The following is a 16,014-nucleotide window of genomic DNA, read 5'->3' as shown; positions in this document are numbered from 1 at the left end:
AATCCAGCATGTTCGATCGCCGCGTTTATGCCACTCTGATATTCATCGTCTCTGTATCGGGCCTCAGCGCGGGCATGTGGCTTGCGGGGCACCTGACCTCGGGGAAAGGTGTTCCGCAGATTGCCGGTTTACTCTGGCCCAATCCCAAATCGGTCTCCCCGTTCCAGCTCATCGATCAAAAAGGGCGGCCCTTTAATTTGGAGCAACTCAAGGGCAAGTGGTCGTTCATGTACTTCGGTTACACCCATTGCCCTGATATCTGCCCCCTGACACTCCAGACCCTGAACGTGGTTATCAAGAAACTGGCTCCAGATGTCAGGCTTGCATCGTCCACCCGCGTCGTGATGGCAACCGTCGACCCCGAACGTGACACACAACAGCAACTGGCCGTTTACCTCGCCTATTTCAACCCTCATTTCGTGGGCCTCACAGGTACCGAGGCGCAGATGGAGGCATTTACCCGCGATCTTGGAATCGTAAGGATGAAAATCATCGAACCGGGCAAAACTGACTATCACGTCGATCATTCAGCTTCCATCCTGCTCGTGGATCCCGCCGCACGACTGGTCGGCAGCTTCTCGCCGCCGCACAGCGCCGAGGTCATTGCCAGGGAATACCGCGACATCCGTAGTTTCATCGAGAGACAAACGTGAATCATCCGTCCATTATGCGGCTCGCTGTCCTGCTTGCGTTCCTGGTGGCCCGGCCCGTGCTTGCCGGTGGAGACGTCGTGGCTCACGCGCCCTGGATTGAGGAAGGCCCACCGAACACTTCTGTGCTCGCTGGTTACGTTGACATGGAAAATACCTCGAACACACCACGGCGATTGGTGGCGGTCAAGAGTCCGCTGGTGGACGAGATCATGATACACGTGACTGAAGTCAAGAATGGCGTCGCCAGTATGCGCCATGTTGACGGACTTGACCTGCCGGCCAAGGGCCATATCGTATTCAAGCCCGGCGGGTATCACCTGATGTTGATGGGCGTGCACGGCCCGCTCAAGGCGGGTGATCAGGTGCCGCTGGAATTTGAGTTCGCTAATGGCGAGCAGATGAGGGTGAATGCCGAAGTCCGCAAATCCGGCAGCGCTTCTCCCCGCTGACACCCGGGGCCTTCCGACGCCAATTAAGATTAAGAATCACGCGGCCCGAGAAACCATGATTGCGTGCGTGAGTTCGATCCCATCACCGCCATTTCGGCCGGCAAGGGGTTGCCCGTGCCGACAGGGTATGCGACCGTTTCTCGTACCATTTCTTTTGGAATAGTTCATTTCTCACCAGAGCGCGTAGCTCAAACCCACTGAAGCTGTGTAGTCCGGCTCAAGCTGAAAACCCTTCACATTTTCGTATATCGGAATCTGCACAAAGCCATAGAGATGCAGCTTGGGCGTCACCGGCACGCTGATACCGGGGCTGATGTTCAGGAGCACCGCGCCGCTGTTATCCACATCCGCAAGCGCCCCGGACTCCGCTTCCTCCGCCCTCATATTGAATTGCAGGAGCGGCGCGAAATACTTGATTCCGCCATATCGGACGCCTGCATTTAAATTGAGGCCATTACCGGGCCTAAAATCGTCCTGTGTGGCAACCGGTATCTGAAACAGGGCTTGTCCGAAATAGTTCCAGTCCTGGGCGATTTCCCCGAACCTGTAGACGCCGAAGATAAGATCGGTCGAACCAGTGCCGAGTTGCAAACCACGGTCCAGAAGATTCCCAGCTTGCGGACCGGCGATGAAATTTTGATCGAATCCGCCCGTAGGAAATTTCAGCCCCAGCTGCAGTCCAAATCCATAGGCCAGTGGCCCCTGATAGCGTCCAATCACCCGTATATCACCGATACCGGCGCGGTCTGACGTCGATATGTCGCTGTCATCCTCGGCAATGGTGGTGTGAAATCGATCAAAATAGGGAACCTGGAGGTTCACACCCCAGTCGGGGTTTGGACTGTAGTCCAACCCGAACATGTAGTTGCGGTTGATCGTCTTCTGCTGGATTTCCCGATCCGGCGGTAAAACGATGCTCCCCCGGTCAACCGTTCCAGTACCCGTACGCAGTTCGTTCTGATTGAAGAAATCATAGCGAAAATCGAAACGCAGGCCCGTGCCCCCCGTATAGCCCTGCGTTGACCAATCCGAATTCAGACTGCAACCGCAACTTGAGCACGCGCGCGCAGGTTCCGGGGATACTGTCATTCCAATCAGTAAGAGCAGTAACGACCATATCTGAGGGGGACAGGGACCCGATATGGGATTACGGCAATTGGATTTCGTGAAATCTGGACAATTGACCATGGCTTATCCCTCCACTTTTTTAACTTTTACCTGCAAAAATGTGCATTTTATTAGAGGGGGCGTAATCTTAAGATGTGACAAAATGTCGCAGCATGTTGGGGCATTGGTTAAGGTCGTTTACCCGCTTTGACCGCCTGACACATCTCTTAAATAGATTCGGGTTCAAAGGTCGTACTAAAGTTATCGCAAGGTCTTGGACTAAATAAGGCCAATCTGGAACATTCACTCATATTTGAACTCTTAATGGAGTGTTTATCGCATGTGGGATTGGATTATGAATAAATACCTGCCGGCATCGCTAATTCTTTGCGTTGGCGCAGTAATGGCGGCACCAATGCCATATGACGAAACCGCCGACGCCAAGGCCAGCGTCACTCAGGCCATAACCCAGGCACGCGAGGATAATAAGAAAGTGCTGCTGATCTTTGGTGCGAACTGGTGCCCGGACTGTCGGGAACTGGCCAAAGCCTTGGAGGGCAGGAGTGGTGACTTGCTTGGAGAAAAATTTATTGTCGTGAAAATCGATGTTGGCAATTTTGATAAAAATCTTGAATTGGTCAATGCCTATGGGAATCCCATAAAAGGTGGCATCCCGGCGGCAGTGGTGCTAACGCCGGAGAATGCTATTGTTTATTCCACCAAGGCGGGTGAATTGGCGAATGCCCGCAATATGGGGGAAGACGGTATTTACGATTTTCTAAGGCAAAAGGTGGTCAACCAAGAGTAACGACGCCTCGCAGAGAGACTGCTTGTCGAACCGCACCGGTTCGTCACGACCGAGTCAAGCCGCGCCGCTGATCGGCGGTGGTTACGATGGAGGGGGTGCCATGTCCCCATGAAGGAAGGGGCCGCACTCCGCGGCAAAATGTCGCCATTGCCGGTCGCCGTCGACATCCGGGGTGCTCACAGTGCCTGGTGGATTGATATAATCACCAGTCGTTTCGTTCGGTGCCCCAAACGCCCGCCATGCTGACCAGTCTTTGCTTGCGCTATCTGCTGCTGCTGCGTACCTTTGTCATGGGTGTGCAAATCGCCGCCCTTGTCGCCGCGCATTTGTTGCTGCATGCGCCGTTGCCGTGGCTGCCGATCACCACGGTGTTGATCACTCTCGCGGTCATCACGGCGTTAAGCTGGCGCATCGTTTCCACCCGCCGGCCGGTTGCGGAATCCGAGGTGTTGCTCCAGTTGTGCATCGACATCGCCGCGCTCACGACGCTACTGTATTTCACGGGTGGTTCCTGGAATCCCTTCGTCTCCCTCTTCCTGCTGCCGATCACCGTGGCCGCGGCCACGCTCAGACCCGCCTATACCTGGATGCTGGTGGTCTGCGCCGCGGTCAGTTATACAACGCTCATGTTCTTCCACCAGCACACCCTGCACTGGGTGCATGATGATGATCACTTCTCACCGCACGTGTGGGGGATGTGGTTCGGTTTCCTGTTGAGCGCCGCCGTGATCGCTTTTTTCGTCGCCCGCATCGGCGCAACGCTGCGCACCCACGACCGTGAACTGGCCCAGGCCAGGCAATGGCTGGCGCTGGGATCGCTGGCGGCCGGCACCTGCCACGAACTGGGCACGCCGCTGTCGACGATGGCGGTGCTGGCCAAGGATTTGCAACAGGAGCGGGAGAATGATCCGAAGCTGGTAAACGGCTTGCGCGTGTTGCGCGGGCAGATCGATCGCTGCAAGGACATCCTCTCCCGCATGAGCGCGCGGACGGGTCAGGCGCAGGCCTTGAGCGGCGGCCGGATGGACATAGACCGCTATCTCACGCAACTCATTGGGGAATGGCGTGCGCTGCGCCCCGGCCATGAGATCAGCGTTCATCTGCATGGGATGCAACCGCCGCCCTGCATCATCGCCGATCGAACACTGTCGCAGGCGATAGTAAACATCCTCCACAACGCCGCCGACGCCTCGCCGGGCCGCGTGGAGATCGAAGGCCGCTGGAACGGACAGGAATTAAAAGTCCTGGTCCGCGATGAAGGAGGCGGCCTGCCGCCGGGGGTTGCGGAACGCATTGGCCGGGACTTTGTCACCACCAAGCCGCAGGGCATGGGAATGGGACTTCACCTCGCCCACCTCGCGCTCAAAAGAATCGGCGGCGAACTTGTTTTACGCGACCGCGATAGCGGCCTGGGCGTGATTGCCGAAATCAGTCTGCCGCTCGCGCCATTGCTCGCATGACGCGGGAATTATCGGGATGAAATCCAGAAGCCTCCTCGTTGTCGATGATGACGAAACCTTCCGGCAGGTGCTGGCCGGCGCACTCACCAGCCGCGGTTACGCCGCGCAATCCGCGGGGGACGCGCAGACCGCCCTGTCGCTTGCACGCAGCGCGCACTTCGACGACGCGGTCGTGGATCTGCGTCTGCCGGGCGCCAGCGGCCTGACGCTGATCGAACAACTCCGCCGCGCGAATCCCGACATGCGCATCGTGGTGTTGACCGGTTATGCCAGCATCGCCACCGCCGTGGAGGCAATCAAGCTGGGCGCCGTGCACTATCTCACCAAACCCGCGGACGCCGATGAAATCGTCGCGGCACTGGCGCGCGAGGAGGGGGCGAGTCTCACGCCCGTCGTCGCGGAACGACCATCCGTCAAACGGCTGGAATGGGAACACATCCAGAAGGTGCTGAACGATTCGGCCGGCAATGTCTCCGAGGCGGCGCGGCGGTTGCGCATGCACCGTCGCACGTTGCAACGCAAACTTAAAAAGCGTCCCGTCCGACAATAGGGGCCTCTTGAACAACCACTGTGGAGCCCGTCTGCGTTGTTGCTACTCGCCCGGAAGCACGCCGTACAGCCTTGTACTGTCTCGCTTCCTCGCGTGCGGCGTCCAGCAGCAGGGCTTCCTCATTACGTTTTTCAACGACCTTCGACGAACTGGTGTCTTTACAGGTCGTGCGTCTCGAAGTCCAGATGGCGATGTTGCTTTAGCGTCTCCTGATTGCAGATCACCGCCGTGCCGGCGTGCGCCGGCTTCAGATACTCGCGCCCGACGCGTTGCAGATCGGCCAGGGTCACGTTCAGCGCGCGCTGGCGGAAGCGCCGGCGGAATTCCGGCGTGCGGCCCTGCAGCTGGTGGAAATACGCCTGAATGGCCTCGGCGGCGGGTGATTTGGGTTGATCGATGATCTGGATGACGCCCAGGATGGCCTCCTCCAGTTGCCGTCCGGTGTGTCCGCCTTGTTGCAACCATTCGAGCGCATTGTCGAAATCGTGCAGCGTGCCTTCCAGGCGCGGGTCGCGGTAGGAATAAAACCGGAAGCTCGCCGAATCGGCGTCATAGCTCGCGCCTGAACCATAGGCGCCGCCCTGCTCCCGGATCGCACGGTGCAAATAACCATGATGCAGGAACTTGCCCAGCACCGAGAAGACCGGCGCATCGGGATGATCGGCGGGCGCCGCGGGATAGGCGCGGGCGCAAAAGTTGACCTGCGTATTCGTCACCCACGCCTCATGCACGCGGCGCGGCACGGCGCTGTGCGTAAATACGCTGGGTGCCGCGCCCACGGTATGACCGCCCCACGTTGTGCGCAGGGAATTCGTGACTTCATCCTGATGCTCCGCCTGACTGACCAACAACAGGCGGCACGGCTGTGCGAGCAAAAGGCTGTGCACGTACGCCATCCGCCCGGCGAATTTTTTCAGGGCGTCAGTGTCTTGCAGGCTGTCGTCCAGCGTTTTCAGGAACTGGATCGATACCGGCCCGTCCCAGATATTATCGAGCGCGCCGCCCGGTCCCATGCCGCTCGCGGCGGCGAGCATGGCCAGGTGCTGGCCGCGTTGCGTGATCGAGGATTCCTGTGCCAGACGCATCTGGGACACCACTTCGCGCAGACGCTTGAGCTCATCGAAGCGCGCCGTTTCCAGCATCTCGCGCATGAACTGCGCCAGCCGGCCGTGATCGCGCATCAGCGATTTCCCCGCCAGCGCGAAGTAGCCGCGCAGCGTCTGCGGGTCCGTCACCGACGCCCGTACGGAAACGTAGGCTGACTGCGCGCCTATGCGGGCGCCAAGGGCCTGGGTCGCCAGATAATCGCGGCCGCCGCTGCCGACCTCGTCCAGCAGGTTATAGAAAATCACCACCAGTTCCTTTTCCTCATCCGTCAATGCGGGCAGATCGACGATGGCCTGCAAATGCACCAATCCGTTGGTGCCTTCGACATAGCGAGCCAGCGGCATGCCGTTGATTTCCAACCCCTGCCCCGTGGGGATCTTCAAATCCGGCGGCACGTCCGCCAGTTCCACCTTGGGAAGGATATTGGGATCGGCGGGTTCACGCTGGCGGCGATCCAGTTCACGCGCACGAATGACGATCTGATTTTGATCGGCAGCGCTGAGCGTGGCCTTGAATGCCGCCAGCCGTTTGCGCTCGTCGGCCTGATGGCGGGCGGCGAGTTCCGGATCCGGGCTCATGACCAGGCGCACACGGTGCGGATTTTCAAGCAGCCGTTCGCGCACCAGCCGGGGGATGAACATGGGGTCGCGCAATTCCTCGCGCAGGGGCTCGATGGCTTGATCGATGTCCATGAAGGCCAGCGGGTCGCCGCCATGCACCTTGGCGTTCAGCACACGACCCAGCAGTTGCAGGCCGTACGGCGTGCGGTTCGAAGACATCTGGCGCTGCGCGAGTTCCATCTGCGTCAGCACCGCCTCGACGGCCTCCGCGGGCATGCCGTGATTCACGATGTTCTTGAGCACGTCGAACACCAGCCGCTCCACCGCATCGGCATGTTCGGGATTGGAGCCCTCCAGGCCGCAAATCAGAATTGCTTCGTTCATCGAGTCATCCACGCCGCAGAGTTCGATCGGCGCGGCGCCAAGCTTGGTTGTCTCCAGCGCCTGGCGCAGCGGCGAGGCGCTGTGCATCAGCAGGAGATTGCCCAGCAGCAGATCACGCGTGGCCTGCCGCACATCGCCGACGCGGCCCAGCAGCCAGCCCAGTGCAATGTAGGTCTTGTCGCGCGTATCACCGCCCTCATGCGTGTAATAACGCTGCGCCTGCACCGGTGCGGTGTAGCGTTGTTCGTCACGCCGATCAATTTGAAGGCTTCCGGGCTGGAACTCGCGCAAGGCCCATTCCTCGAAGCGCGCCTGGTGTTCGCGCACAGGGAAATCGCCGTAGGTCATGAACATGGCGTTGGAAGGGTGATAATGACTTTTGTGAAATGCCTTCAGTTGGGCATAGGTAAGATCCGGAATGCAGGCGGGATCACCACCGGCGTTGTAATGATAAGTGGTGGTGGGAAACAGCAATGATTGCAGCTCCATTTGCACCTGGGCGATGGGTGCGCTCATGGCTCCCTTCATCTCGTTATAGACCACGCCGCGAAAGACCAGCGGGGAATTCGCGTCGCCGGCGCGTTCAAATTCTATGCGGTGGCCCTCCTGCGCGAAATTGAGCTCTTCCAGTCGCGGGAAGAACACCGCATCGAGATAGACGCTGAGCAGATTGTCGAAGTCCTTGCGGTTCTGTGTCGCGAACGGATAGGCCGTGGCGTCCGAGGTGGTGAAGGCATTCATGAACGTGTTGAGCGAGCGGCGCAGCATCATGAAAAACGGATCGCGCACCGGATAGCGGCGGCTGCCGCATAAGACCGTGTGTTCCAAAATGTGCGCCACGCCGGTGGAATCCCTGGGCACGGTGGGGAACGCCACCGCGAAACAGTTGTTATTATCGCCGGCGGCCAGGTGATAGTGCACGGCGCCGGTCGGACGGTGCCGGTACTCCTGAATTTCGACCTGGATGCTGTCAATGCGCCGCTGGCGCAGCAACTCAAACGCTTGCTGTGTCATGATTCCCTTTCCCGCGTGAGTGAATGCCGATTACCGCTCCAGCAGGCTGCGCAGCATCCAGGCGGTTTTTTCATGCACCTGCATGCGCTGCGTCAGGAGGTCCGCCGTGGGCTCGTCGTTGACCCGCTCGACCAGCGGAAACACGGAGCGGGCGGTGCGCACGACCGCCTCCTGACCGTCGACCAGAAGCGCAATCATCTGTTCCGCGCCGGGGACACCCTTGGTCTCCTTGATCGACGACAGCTTGGCAAATTCCTGATACGTGCCCGGCGCGGGAAAACCCAGGGCGCGGATGCGCTCGGCGATCAAATCAACGGCCTGCCACAGTTCGTTGTACTGCTGTTCGAACATCAGGTGCAGGGTCTGGAACATCGGGCCGGTGACGTTCCAGTGGAAATTGTGGGTCTTGAGATAGAGTGTATAGGTGTCCGCCAGCAAACGGGACAGGCCGGCGACGATTTTGCCCCGATCCGCCTCACGGATACCTATATCTATCGCTGGACGGGTGGGGATCGTGGACGCCGCAGTGCGTGGTGTGGCCATGTTTGTCTCCTCAAACAGTTGACGGGGCCGGAGCCGGTCCAGACCGGTCCGGAGGACTTCACTTTAACCTGATGTTTATTATTGTGCTAATTGATTGTTTCTATTTTATCGATAGTTTTTTCCTATTCTTTGCCACGGCACCCGCCGTACGTGCGGACGTCGCCGCCAACCGCCGCGCACCGGGAAGATCACAGGCGGCGATGGCCCCGCGCAGGACCTCGATGGCGCGCGGCCGGGTGAAGCTGTCACGCCACGCCAGCACCACTTCCCGCCGTGGTGCCGGAGAAGCGAACGGCACGTAGGATACCAGCGTGCCTTTGGGGGGGCCGGCCGGCACGGCGGTGCTTGGAAATATGGATATACCGCTGCCGGAGGCCACCATCTGGCGCAGGGTTTCAAGTGAACTCCCCTCCCATTGATGCGTCTCCGCGTCGTTCTGCGGGTCGCGCGTCAACGCTGGCAGCTGTTCCAAAATCTGATCACGCAGGCAATGCCCGCTGCCCAGCATGAGCGGCGCTTCGTGTTGCAGTTGTGTGGCGGTGATGGTCTTGTGCGCGGCCAGCGGATGAGCGTTGGGGACGGCCACCACGAAGGGCTCTTCATAGAGGGGCGCCACGACGGTGCCGGGCGGGTCAAAGGGCAGCGCCGCGATGACGGCGTCGAGATCGCCCTGTGCCAGCAGCTCCGCCAGCCGCGCCGTGTAGTTTTCCTGGATAAGCAGCTGCATTTGTGGCGCGAGTTTGCGCAGCCGGATGGTGAGCTGCGGCAGCAAATAGGGGCCAACGGTGAAAATCGCGCCCAACTTCAGCGGCCCTTGGAGCGGATCACTTCCCTGTTTGGCCGCCTCCTTCAGCATGGCGGCCTCATTCAGCACGCGCCAGGCGCGCTCGGTAAGCCGGGCACCCACGGGTGTGAGCTGAATGTCATTATTCTTCCGCTCGAACAGCGTTGCGCCCAATTCCTCTTCCAAGCGGCGGATGGCGACACTCAAGGTGGGCTGGCTCACGAAACAGGCCGCCGCCGCGCGCCCGAAGTGGCATTCGCGCGCCAACGTAACAAAATAGCGCAGCTCGGTGAGTGTCATTCCTACGGTTTGTGCTGCTCGAGAAACTTATCGGCATCGAGCGCCGCCATGCAGCCGGAACCGGCGGAGGTCACTGCCTGGCGGTAGATGGGATCGGCGACATCACCGGCGGCGAACACGCCCGGTACGCTGGTCTGCGTCGCAAAACCGCCGGTGCCGCTTTTGACCTTGATGTAGCCGTTGGTCATGTCCAGCTGGCCCTCGAATATTTCCGTGTTGGGACGGTGGCCGATGGCGATGAACACGCCGTCAAGCTTGAGATCCCGCGTCGTCTGCGTCTGATTGTTGCGGATGCGAATGCCAGTCACGCCCCTGTCATCGCCCAGCACTTCATCAAGCACGTGGTTCCAGCAGATGTCCGCCTTGCCGGTCGCCGCCTTTTCCTGCAACCGGTCGCCCAATATTTTTTCGGCGCGGAACTTGTCGCGGCGGTGGATGACGGTCACGTGCGAGGCGATATTCGACAGGTACAGCGCCTCCTCGACGGCGGTGTTGCCGCCGCCGATGACAGCCACCGGTTTGTCCTTGTAGAAAAACCCGTCGCAGGTGGCGCAGCCCGACACGCCCTTGCCGCGATAGGCCTGCTCGGAGGGCAGGCCCAGATACATGGCCGAGGCGCCGGTGGCGATGATCAGCGCATCGCAGGTGTATTCGCCGTTGTCGCCCGTGAGCAGAAATGGCCGCTGCTTCAGATCAGCGGTGTGGATGTGATCAGAAATCAGCACCGTGCCGAAACGCCCGGCGTGCTTCCGCATCCGCTCCATCAATTCCGGTCCCAGCACGCCGGCGTCGTCCCCCGGCCAGTTGTCGACATCGGTGGTGGTCATGAGTTGGCCGCCCTGCTCCAGCCCCGTGACCAGAACCGGGTTGAGACCGGCGCGCGCGGCATAGACCGCCGCCGAATAGCCGGCCGGGCCCGAGCCCAGAATCAACAGTCGTTGGTGTTTTCTGTTCATGATTGTTTATCCATCCACTCCCAAGAATATAAAGAATACCGTGCGGGCGAGTGATCGCCCGCACGGATTCAAGCATCGACTACAAGCTCGCGGCGTGTTCACGCAGATAGGCGGCAACGCCGGCCGAATCGGCCTTCATGGCCCGATCGCCCTTCTGCCAGCCGGCGGGGCAAACTTCACCGTATTCCTCGGTGAACTGCAAGGCCTCGATGACCCGGATGGCCTCATCGACATTACGGCCCAATGGCAGGTTGTTCACCACCTGATGCTGCACCCGGCCTTCGCGATCGATCAGGAAACTCGCGCGCAGGGCGACGCCGTCCTCATGCTCCACGCCAAAAGCGCGCGTGATTTCGTGCTTGACGTCGGCCACCATGGTGAAGCCAACGGGACCGATGCCGCCCTGCTCCACTGGCGTATTGCGCCAGGCCAGATGCGTGAACTGTGAATCCACCGATACGCCGACCACTTCCACGCCCAGCTGCCGGAAGCGCTTGATGCGATTGTTATGGGCGATGATTTCCGACGGGCAGACGAAGGTGAAGTCCAGCGGCCAGAAAAACAGCCACACGTAGCGGCCGCGGAGATCGGACAGCCTGAAATCATCGACGATGCTGCCGTCCGCCAGCGCGGCGGCGGCCTTGAATTCCGGTGCGATGCGATTGACCAATGTGTTCATACTCATCCTCATGTAAAAGTGGGTTTGGTGCGGTGCAAAATAATCGGGCATGGTCAATAGTGAAAATAATATTATTTAATAAATATGATAGCTATTATCTATTGTTATTTCATCCGCACGGCGGATTAGACGGCCGCAGGTGCGCTGATTTAGGCTGCCGTAATGCCATCCTTCGACGTCGTCTCCGAGGTCAACGCCCACGAACTGGCCAATGCGGTGGATCAGGCCAACCGTGAGATCAATGCGCGCTTCGACTTCAAGGGCACCAATACCCGCATCGAACAGACCGAAAAAGTGCTGACGATCCGTGCGCCAGCCGAGTTTCAGGTCAAACAGGCGCTCGACATCCTGCAGCACCGCCTGACCAAACGCGGCATCGATCTGGCCTGCCTGAAGATCGATCCAGTCATAGTCAGCGGCAGCGAGGCTCGCCAGGTCATCACCGTACGCGAGGGCATCGACGCCGAACTGGCGCGGAAAATCTCCAGGCAGATCAAGGACAGCAAGCTCAAGGTGCAGTCGCAGATCCAGGGGCCACAGGTGAGAGTGAGCGGCAAGAAGCGGGATGACTTGCAAGCTGTCATTGCCCTTCTGCGCACCGCCAAATTCGACCTGCCGTTGCAATACACCAATTTTCGCGATTGACCCACCGTCCGCATCTTAATGAACGCCTTGATCGAAAAGTCCGTCGATTGCCCGTATTGCGGTGAGCGTATCGAATTGTTGCTGGATCCCTCGGCGGGCGAAACACAGGAATATGTCGAAGACTGCGCGGTTTGCTGCCAGCCGATGACGGTGTCCTTCACGGTCGCGAACGGCCTCGTCCGGCGGCTGACGGTTGGCGCCGGCTGACCCCTGTTCCTGTTCCCCCGTGTTACCATCGTCCGGCGCCTTGAATGCACTCCTACACGATGCTGTTTCCGACTTTTTGAATGGGCAGCCTGCTTACCCTTGCGTCAATTCTCGCGCTCATTGCGTACTGGTGGGACAGCGCGCGGGCGCACGAGGCTACCCTGATCCGCTGCCGCCAGGTCTGTGGCGAAATGGGCGTACAGTTTCTGGATCAAACCGTTGCGCTGCGACGGCTGAGCATTGGTCGCAACGCCCGCGGCGCGATAGTATTGCACCGCTGGTACGGTTTTGACTTCAGTCCCAACGGTCATGATCGCCATCCCGGCCTCGCGCATCTGCGGGGGCATGCGGTGGAATTCGTGCGTTTGGAAATGCCGGATGGGCCCGTCATTATCACCACCGACCGTTTGCATCTCGTCCACTAAAAATGCTCGCTCCCATTGACTGGCATACCCATAGCACCGCTTCCGACGGTACGTTATCGCCCACGGCGTTGATGCGGCACGCCCGCGAATGCGGTGTCGAAGAAATCGCGCTCACCGATCACGATACCCTGGCTGGCCTGGACGAAGCCGCGCGCGCGGCGCGCGAATCGAGCCTGCGCTTCGTTCCCGGAATCGAACTTTCCGTGGACTGGCGTCATCACACGTTGCACATCGTCGGCCTCGGTATCGATCCGGATAACTCCGGTCTGAAATCACTCACGCACAAATTGGCGGAGATGCGAACCCTGCGCGCACGCAACATCGGCGCGCGGCTGAACAAGCTGGGACACACCGGCGCCTACGAAGGCGCCTGCTTGCTCGCGGACAACGACCGCCCCGGCCGCGCCCACTTTGCCCGTTATCTTGCAAGACAAGGCCGGGTAAAAAATGTGGGCGATGCGTTCAAGCGCCTGCTCGGCCGCGGAAAACCTGCATACATCGCCACCGACTGGCCGGCGCAGGAAACCACCATTCAGATTATCCACGGCGCCGGCGGCTGGAGCGTGCTCGCCCACCCATTGCGCTACCAACTCACGGCGGCCAAGGTGCGCGAAATGCTGGTCGCGTTCAAGAGCGCCGGCGGCGTGGGCATGGAAATCGTTAATGGCAGGCAAACACAAGACGAAACCGACATGCTCACCCGACTGGCGCAGCGTCATGAATTCAGACCCTCCTGGGGCTCGGATTTCCACTCGCCCCATCATTGAGGATCTTTCAGCGTCCGCGCCGGTTGTAGCGGACTTTGGGTGTGCGGTAAGCTGACACACCATTATTCCCACAACCCTCTGATTTTCCGGTCAACCCATGGAAGAGCGCTACGACCCGGCCGCCATTGAAGCGGCGGCGCAAAAACGCTGGCGGGACGCGCGTGCGTTTGAGGTGACCGAAGATCCCGCGCGGCGGAAATTCTACTGCCTGTCGATGTTCCCCTATCCGTCGGGCAAATTGCACATGGGGCATGTGCGCAATTACACCATCGGCGACGTGCTGACGCGCTACCACCGCATGCGCGGTTACAACGTCCTGCAACCCATGGGCTGGGATGCCTTCGGCCTGCCCGCCGAAAACGCCGCGATCCAGAACAATGTGCCGCCGGCGAAGTGGACGCGCGAGAACATCGCCTACATGAAGAAACAACTCCAGTCGCTGGGCTTTGCCATCGACTGGAAGCGGGAACTCGCGACCTGCGATCCGGAATACTATAAGTGGAACCAATGGCTGTTTCTGCGCATGCTGGAGAAAGGCATTGCCTACAAAAAAACCCAGGTGGTGAACTGGGACCCGGTCGATCAGACCGTGCTCGCCAACGAACAGGTGATCGATGGCCGCGGCTGGCGCACCGGCGCATTGGTCGAGAAGAAAGAAATCCCAGGCTACTACCTCGCCATCACGCAATACTCCGATGAATTGCTGGCTGATCTCGACAAACTGGCTGACTGGCCGGAACGCGTGAAGCTCATGCAGGCCAACTGGATCGGCAAGAGCGTCGGCGTGCGTTTCGCGTTTCCGTATGAATTAGATGGCAAGCAGGAAAAACTGTGGGTGTTCACGACCCGCGCCGACACCATCATGGGCGTGACCTTCTGCGCCGTCGCCGCCGAGCATCCACTCGCCGCGCATGCCGCTAAAAATAATCCCAAACTTGCCGCCTTCATCGAGGAATGCAAGCGCGGCACGATGATGGAAGCCGATCTTGCGGCCATGGAAAAGAAAGGCATGCTGACGGGCATCTCCGTCACTCATCCGCTGACTGGCGAGAAAATCCCGGTTTGGGTCGGCAATTACGTGCTTATGAGCTATGGCGAAGGCGCGGTGATGGCTGTCCCCGCGCATGATGAACGCGATTTTTACTTTGCAAAAAAATACAACCTGCCCATCAAACAGGTCATCGCGGTAGAGGGAGAGCGCTTTTCGACGGATGCGTGGCGGTCCTGGTACGAGGACAAGCAACGCGGCCGCTGCGTGAATTCTGGCAAATATGATGGCCTCGATCATGCCTCAGCCGTCGATGCCATTGCCACCGATTTGAAGGCAAAAGGTCTGGGGGCCAAACAGGTGCAGTGGCGGCTGCGCGACTGGGGTATTTCGCGGCAACGTTATTGGGGGTGCCCGATTCCGATCATTCACTGTGATGCCTGCGGTGACGCGCCGGTACCGGACGATCAACTGCCGGTCGTGCTGCCGGAGGATTGCGTGCCGGACGGCAGCGGCAATCCGCTCAACAAGCGCGAAGACTTCGTCAAATGTTCGTGCCCGAAGTGCGGCAAACCGGCCCGACGTGAAACGGATACGATGGACACCTTCGTGGACTCGTCCTGGTACTACGCGCGATACGCGTGTCCGGACAACGATCGCGCGATGGTCGACAAGCGCGTTGATTACTGGATGCCGGTGGATCAATACATCGGCGGCATCGAGCACGCCATCCTGCACCTGCTTTATTCGCGCTTCTGGAGCAAGGTGATGCGCGACCTCGGTCTGGTCAAGTATGACGAACCATTCTCAAAACTGCTTACCCAAGGCATGGTGCTCAATCACATCTACTCGCGCCGCACCGACAAAGGTGGCATCGAATATTTTGCGCCTGATGAAGTGGAACCGCAGCACGACAGTGACGGCAAAATCACCGGTGCCAAATCAAGAACCGACGGGCGGCCAATCGAATACCAAGGCATGGGCACCATGTCGAAGTCCAAGCGCAATGGCGTCGACCCGCAGGCCTTGATTGAAAAATGCGGCGCCGACACCGCGCGCTTCTTCATGATGTTCGCAAGCCCGCCGGAACAAACACTCGAATGGTCTGATACCAGCGTCGAGGGTGCATTTCGTTTCTTAAGACGTTTATGGAGCTTTGCAAAGGCACATGAAGAACCTTTGAAAACAGAAATTAAATTATGCAACGGGGCCGATTCCATAAATTGGGGTGCTGCGACTAAAAGAACATTAGATTTCCGCCATCAAATACATCTGTTGCTCAATCAAGCGAATTTTGATTTTGGAAAGCAGCAATTTAATACAGTCGCATCCGCGTGCATGAAGCTGTTGAATCTACTTGATAACGGACTACCAACAATGGTGAGTACGGAGGAGATCGGCCTCTATACTCTTGGTGAAGTCGAAAAAACGCAGTATTCCGCCCTTCTAGAAGCGTTCTCTATTCTTCTCCGGTTATTGTCGCCGATTTGCCCGCACATCACCGATCATCTGTGGCGGGAACTGGGATATGGCGACGATATCCTCAAGGCGCCGTGGCCGGAAGCCGACGAAAAGGCGCTGAAACAGGATGAAATCGAGCTGGTGTTGCAGGTCAACGGCAAGATGCG

At 59.2% G+C, this 16,014-nt stretch carries 16 protein-coding genes; 10 read left to right on the top strand and 6 right to left on the bottom strand.

The window, feature by feature from the left end; translation table 11 throughout:
* Positions 1–8: 8 nt before the first annotated feature.
* Together VMH34_09990 and VMH34_09985 are read left to right on the top strand one after the other, a co-directional pair.
* A complete protein-coding gene (locus VMH34_09990) occupies positions 9–653 on the top strand; it encodes an SCO family protein (GenBank protein ID HTT09105.1) in 645 nt (214 codons plus the stop codon).
* Positions 650–1,102, top strand: coding sequence for a copper chaperone PCu(A)C (locus VMH34_09985; protein HTT09104.1), 453 nt, complete (start codon positions 650–652; stop codon positions 1,100–1,102). Before VMH34_09990 ends, VMH34_09985 begins: the two co-directional genes overlap by 4 nt.
* Positions 1,103–1,273: 171 nt before the next feature.
* On the opposite strand, the gene VMH34_09980 is transcribed toward VMH34_09985, so the two are convergent.
* The gene (locus VMH34_09980; protein HTT09103.1) at positions 1,274–2,191 is read right to left on the bottom strand and encodes a hypothetical protein; all 918 of its coding nucleotides are present in this window, start codon (positions 2,189–2,191) and stop codon (positions 1,274–1,276) included.
* Between the two features lie 358 nt (positions 2,192–2,549).
* Here VMH34_09980 and VMH34_09975 point away from each other — a divergent pair, with 358 nt between their 5' ends.
* The 3 genes from VMH34_09975 (at position 2,550) to VMH34_09965 (ending at position 5,027) form a co-directional block, all read left to right on the top strand.
* Positions 2,550–3,017, top strand: coding sequence for a thioredoxin family protein (locus VMH34_09975; protein ID HTT09102.1), 468 nt, complete (start codon positions 2,550–2,552; stop codon positions 3,015–3,017).
* A 239-nt stretch (positions 3,018–3,256) separates the two neighbouring features.
* A complete protein-coding gene (locus tag VMH34_09970; GenBank protein ID HTT09101.1) occupies positions 3,257–4,477 on the top strand; it encodes an ATP-binding protein in 1,221 nt (406 codons plus the stop codon).
* 16 nt (positions 4,478–4,493) lie between these two features.
* Positions 4,494–5,027 carry a response regulator transcription factor gene (locus VMH34_09965; GenBank protein ID HTT09100.1) on the top strand — a complete coding sequence of 178 codons (534 nt, stop codon included), beginning with the start codon at positions 4,494–4,496 and terminating at the stop codon, positions 5,025–5,027.
* 158 nt (positions 5,028–5,185) lie between these two features.
* On the opposite strand, the gene VMH34_09960 is transcribed toward VMH34_09965, so the two are convergent.
* The 5 genes from VMH34_09960 to VMH34_09940 form a co-directional block, all read right to left on the bottom strand.
* The gene (locus VMH34_09960) at positions 5,186–8,092 is read right to left on the bottom strand and encodes an insulinase family protein (GenBank protein ID HTT09099.1); all 2,907 of its coding nucleotides are present in this window, start codon (positions 8,090–8,092) and stop codon (positions 5,186–5,188) included.
* A 30-nt stretch (positions 8,093–8,122) separates the two neighbouring features.
* Positions 8,123–8,605, bottom strand: coding sequence for a Dps family protein (locus VMH34_09955; protein HTT09098.1), 483 nt, complete (start codon positions 8,603–8,605; stop codon positions 8,123–8,125).
* Positions 8,606–8,735: 130 nt separating this feature from the next.
* On the bottom strand, positions 8,736–9,719 hold the full coding sequence (locus VMH34_09950; protein HTT09097.1) for a hydrogen peroxide-inducible genes activator: 984 nt from the start codon (positions 9,717–9,719) through the stop codon (positions 8,736–8,738).
* A gap of 2 nt (positions 9,720–9,721) precedes the next feature.
* Entirely contained in the window at positions 9,722–10,678 is a 957-nt protein-coding gene (gene trxB / locus VMH34_09945) for a thioredoxin-disulfide reductase (protein HTT09096.1), read from the bottom strand.
* A gap of 76 nt (positions 10,679–10,754) precedes the next feature.
* Positions 10,755–11,354: a peroxiredoxin gene (locus VMH34_09940; protein ID HTT09095.1), complete on the bottom strand. Its 600-nt coding sequence runs from the start codon at positions 11,352–11,354 to the stop codon at positions 10,755–10,757.
* 162 nt (positions 11,355–11,516) lie between these two features.
* On the opposite strand from VMH34_09940, the gene VMH34_09935 reads away from it, so the two are divergent.
* The 5 genes from VMH34_09935 to leuS all read left to right on the top strand — a co-directional run.
* The gene (locus VMH34_09935; protein HTT09094.1) at positions 11,517–11,999 is read left to right on the top strand and encodes a YajQ family cyclic di-GMP-binding protein; all 483 of its coding nucleotides are present in this window, start codon (positions 11,517–11,519) and stop codon (positions 11,997–11,999) included.
* Positions 12,000–12,017: 18 nt separating this feature from the next.
* A complete protein-coding gene (locus tag VMH34_09930; protein ID HTT09093.1) occupies positions 12,018–12,206 on the top strand; it encodes a CPXCG motif-containing cysteine-rich protein in 189 nt (62 codons plus the stop codon).
* Between the two features lie 80 nt (positions 12,207–12,286).
* A complete protein-coding gene (locus VMH34_09925; protein ID HTT09092.1) occupies positions 12,287–12,631 on the top strand; it encodes a DUF3301 domain-containing protein in 345 nt (114 codons plus the stop codon).
* A 2-nt stretch (positions 12,632–12,633) separates the two neighbouring features.
* Positions 12,634–13,398 (top strand): PHP domain-containing protein, encoded by a 765-nt coding sequence (locus VMH34_09920; GenBank protein ID HTT09091.1) that lies wholly within the window; start codon positions 12,634–12,636, stop codon positions 13,396–13,398.
* 97 nt (positions 13,399–13,495) lie between these two features.
* Positions 13,496–16,014 (top strand): leucine--tRNA ligase (gene leuS / locus VMH34_09915; protein HTT09090.1); only part of this gene is annotated, 2,519 nt, incomplete at its 3' end.

This window comes from Gammaproteobacteria bacterium, from assembly GCA_035501935.1.
Lineage (GTDB): Bacteria > Pseudomonadota > Gammaproteobacteria > JAJPIJ01 > JAJPIJ01 > JAJPIJ01.
This window is presented reverse-complemented; position numbering and strand designations above follow the sequence as displayed.

Excerpts from the sequence above, each read along its gene's own strand:
- VMH34_09990 (HTT09105.1), top strand. The coding sequence starts at position 9 with ATGTTCGATCGCCGCGTTTATGCCACTCTGATATTCATCGTCTCTGTA.
- VMH34_09980 (HTT09103.1), bottom strand. The coding sequence starts at position 2,191 with ATGACAGTATCCCCGGAACCTGCGCGCGCGTGCTCAAGTTGCGGTTGC.
- VMH34_09975 (HTT09102.1), top strand. The coding sequence starts at position 2,550 with ATGTGGGATTGGATTATGAATAAATACCTGCCGGCATCGCTAATTCTT.
- VMH34_09970 (HTT09101.1), top strand. The coding sequence starts at position 3,257 with ATGCTGACCAGTCTTTGCTTGCGCTATCTGCTGCTGCTGCGTACCTTT.
- VMH34_09965 (HTT09100.1), top strand. The coding sequence starts at position 4,494 with ATGAAATCCAGAAGCCTCCTCGTTGTCGATGATGACGAAACCTTCCGG.
- VMH34_09960 (HTT09099.1), bottom strand. The coding sequence starts at position 8,092 with ATGACACAGCAAGCGTTTGAGTTGCTGCGCCAGCGGCGCATTGACAGC.
- VMH34_09950 (HTT09097.1), bottom strand. The coding sequence starts at position 9,719 with ATGACACTCACCGAGCTGCGCTATTTTGTTACGTTGGCGCGCGAATGC.
- VMH34_09940 (HTT09095.1), bottom strand. The coding sequence starts at position 11,354 with ATGAACACATTGGTCAATCGCATCGCACCGGAATTCAAGGCCGCCGCC.
- VMH34_09935 (HTT09094.1), top strand. The coding sequence starts at position 11,517 with ATGCCATCCTTCGACGTCGTCTCCGAGGTCAACGCCCACGAACTGGCC.
- VMH34_09930 (HTT09093.1), top strand. The coding sequence starts at position 12,018 with ATGAACGCCTTGATCGAAAAGTCCGTCGATTGCCCGTATTGCGGTGAG.
- VMH34_09925 (HTT09092.1), top strand. The coding sequence starts at position 12,287 with ATGGGCAGCCTGCTTACCCTTGCGTCAATTCTCGCGCTCATTGCGTAC.
- VMH34_09920 (HTT09091.1), top strand. The coding sequence starts at position 12,634 with ATGCTCGCTCCCATTGACTGGCATACCCATAGCACCGCTTCCGACGGT.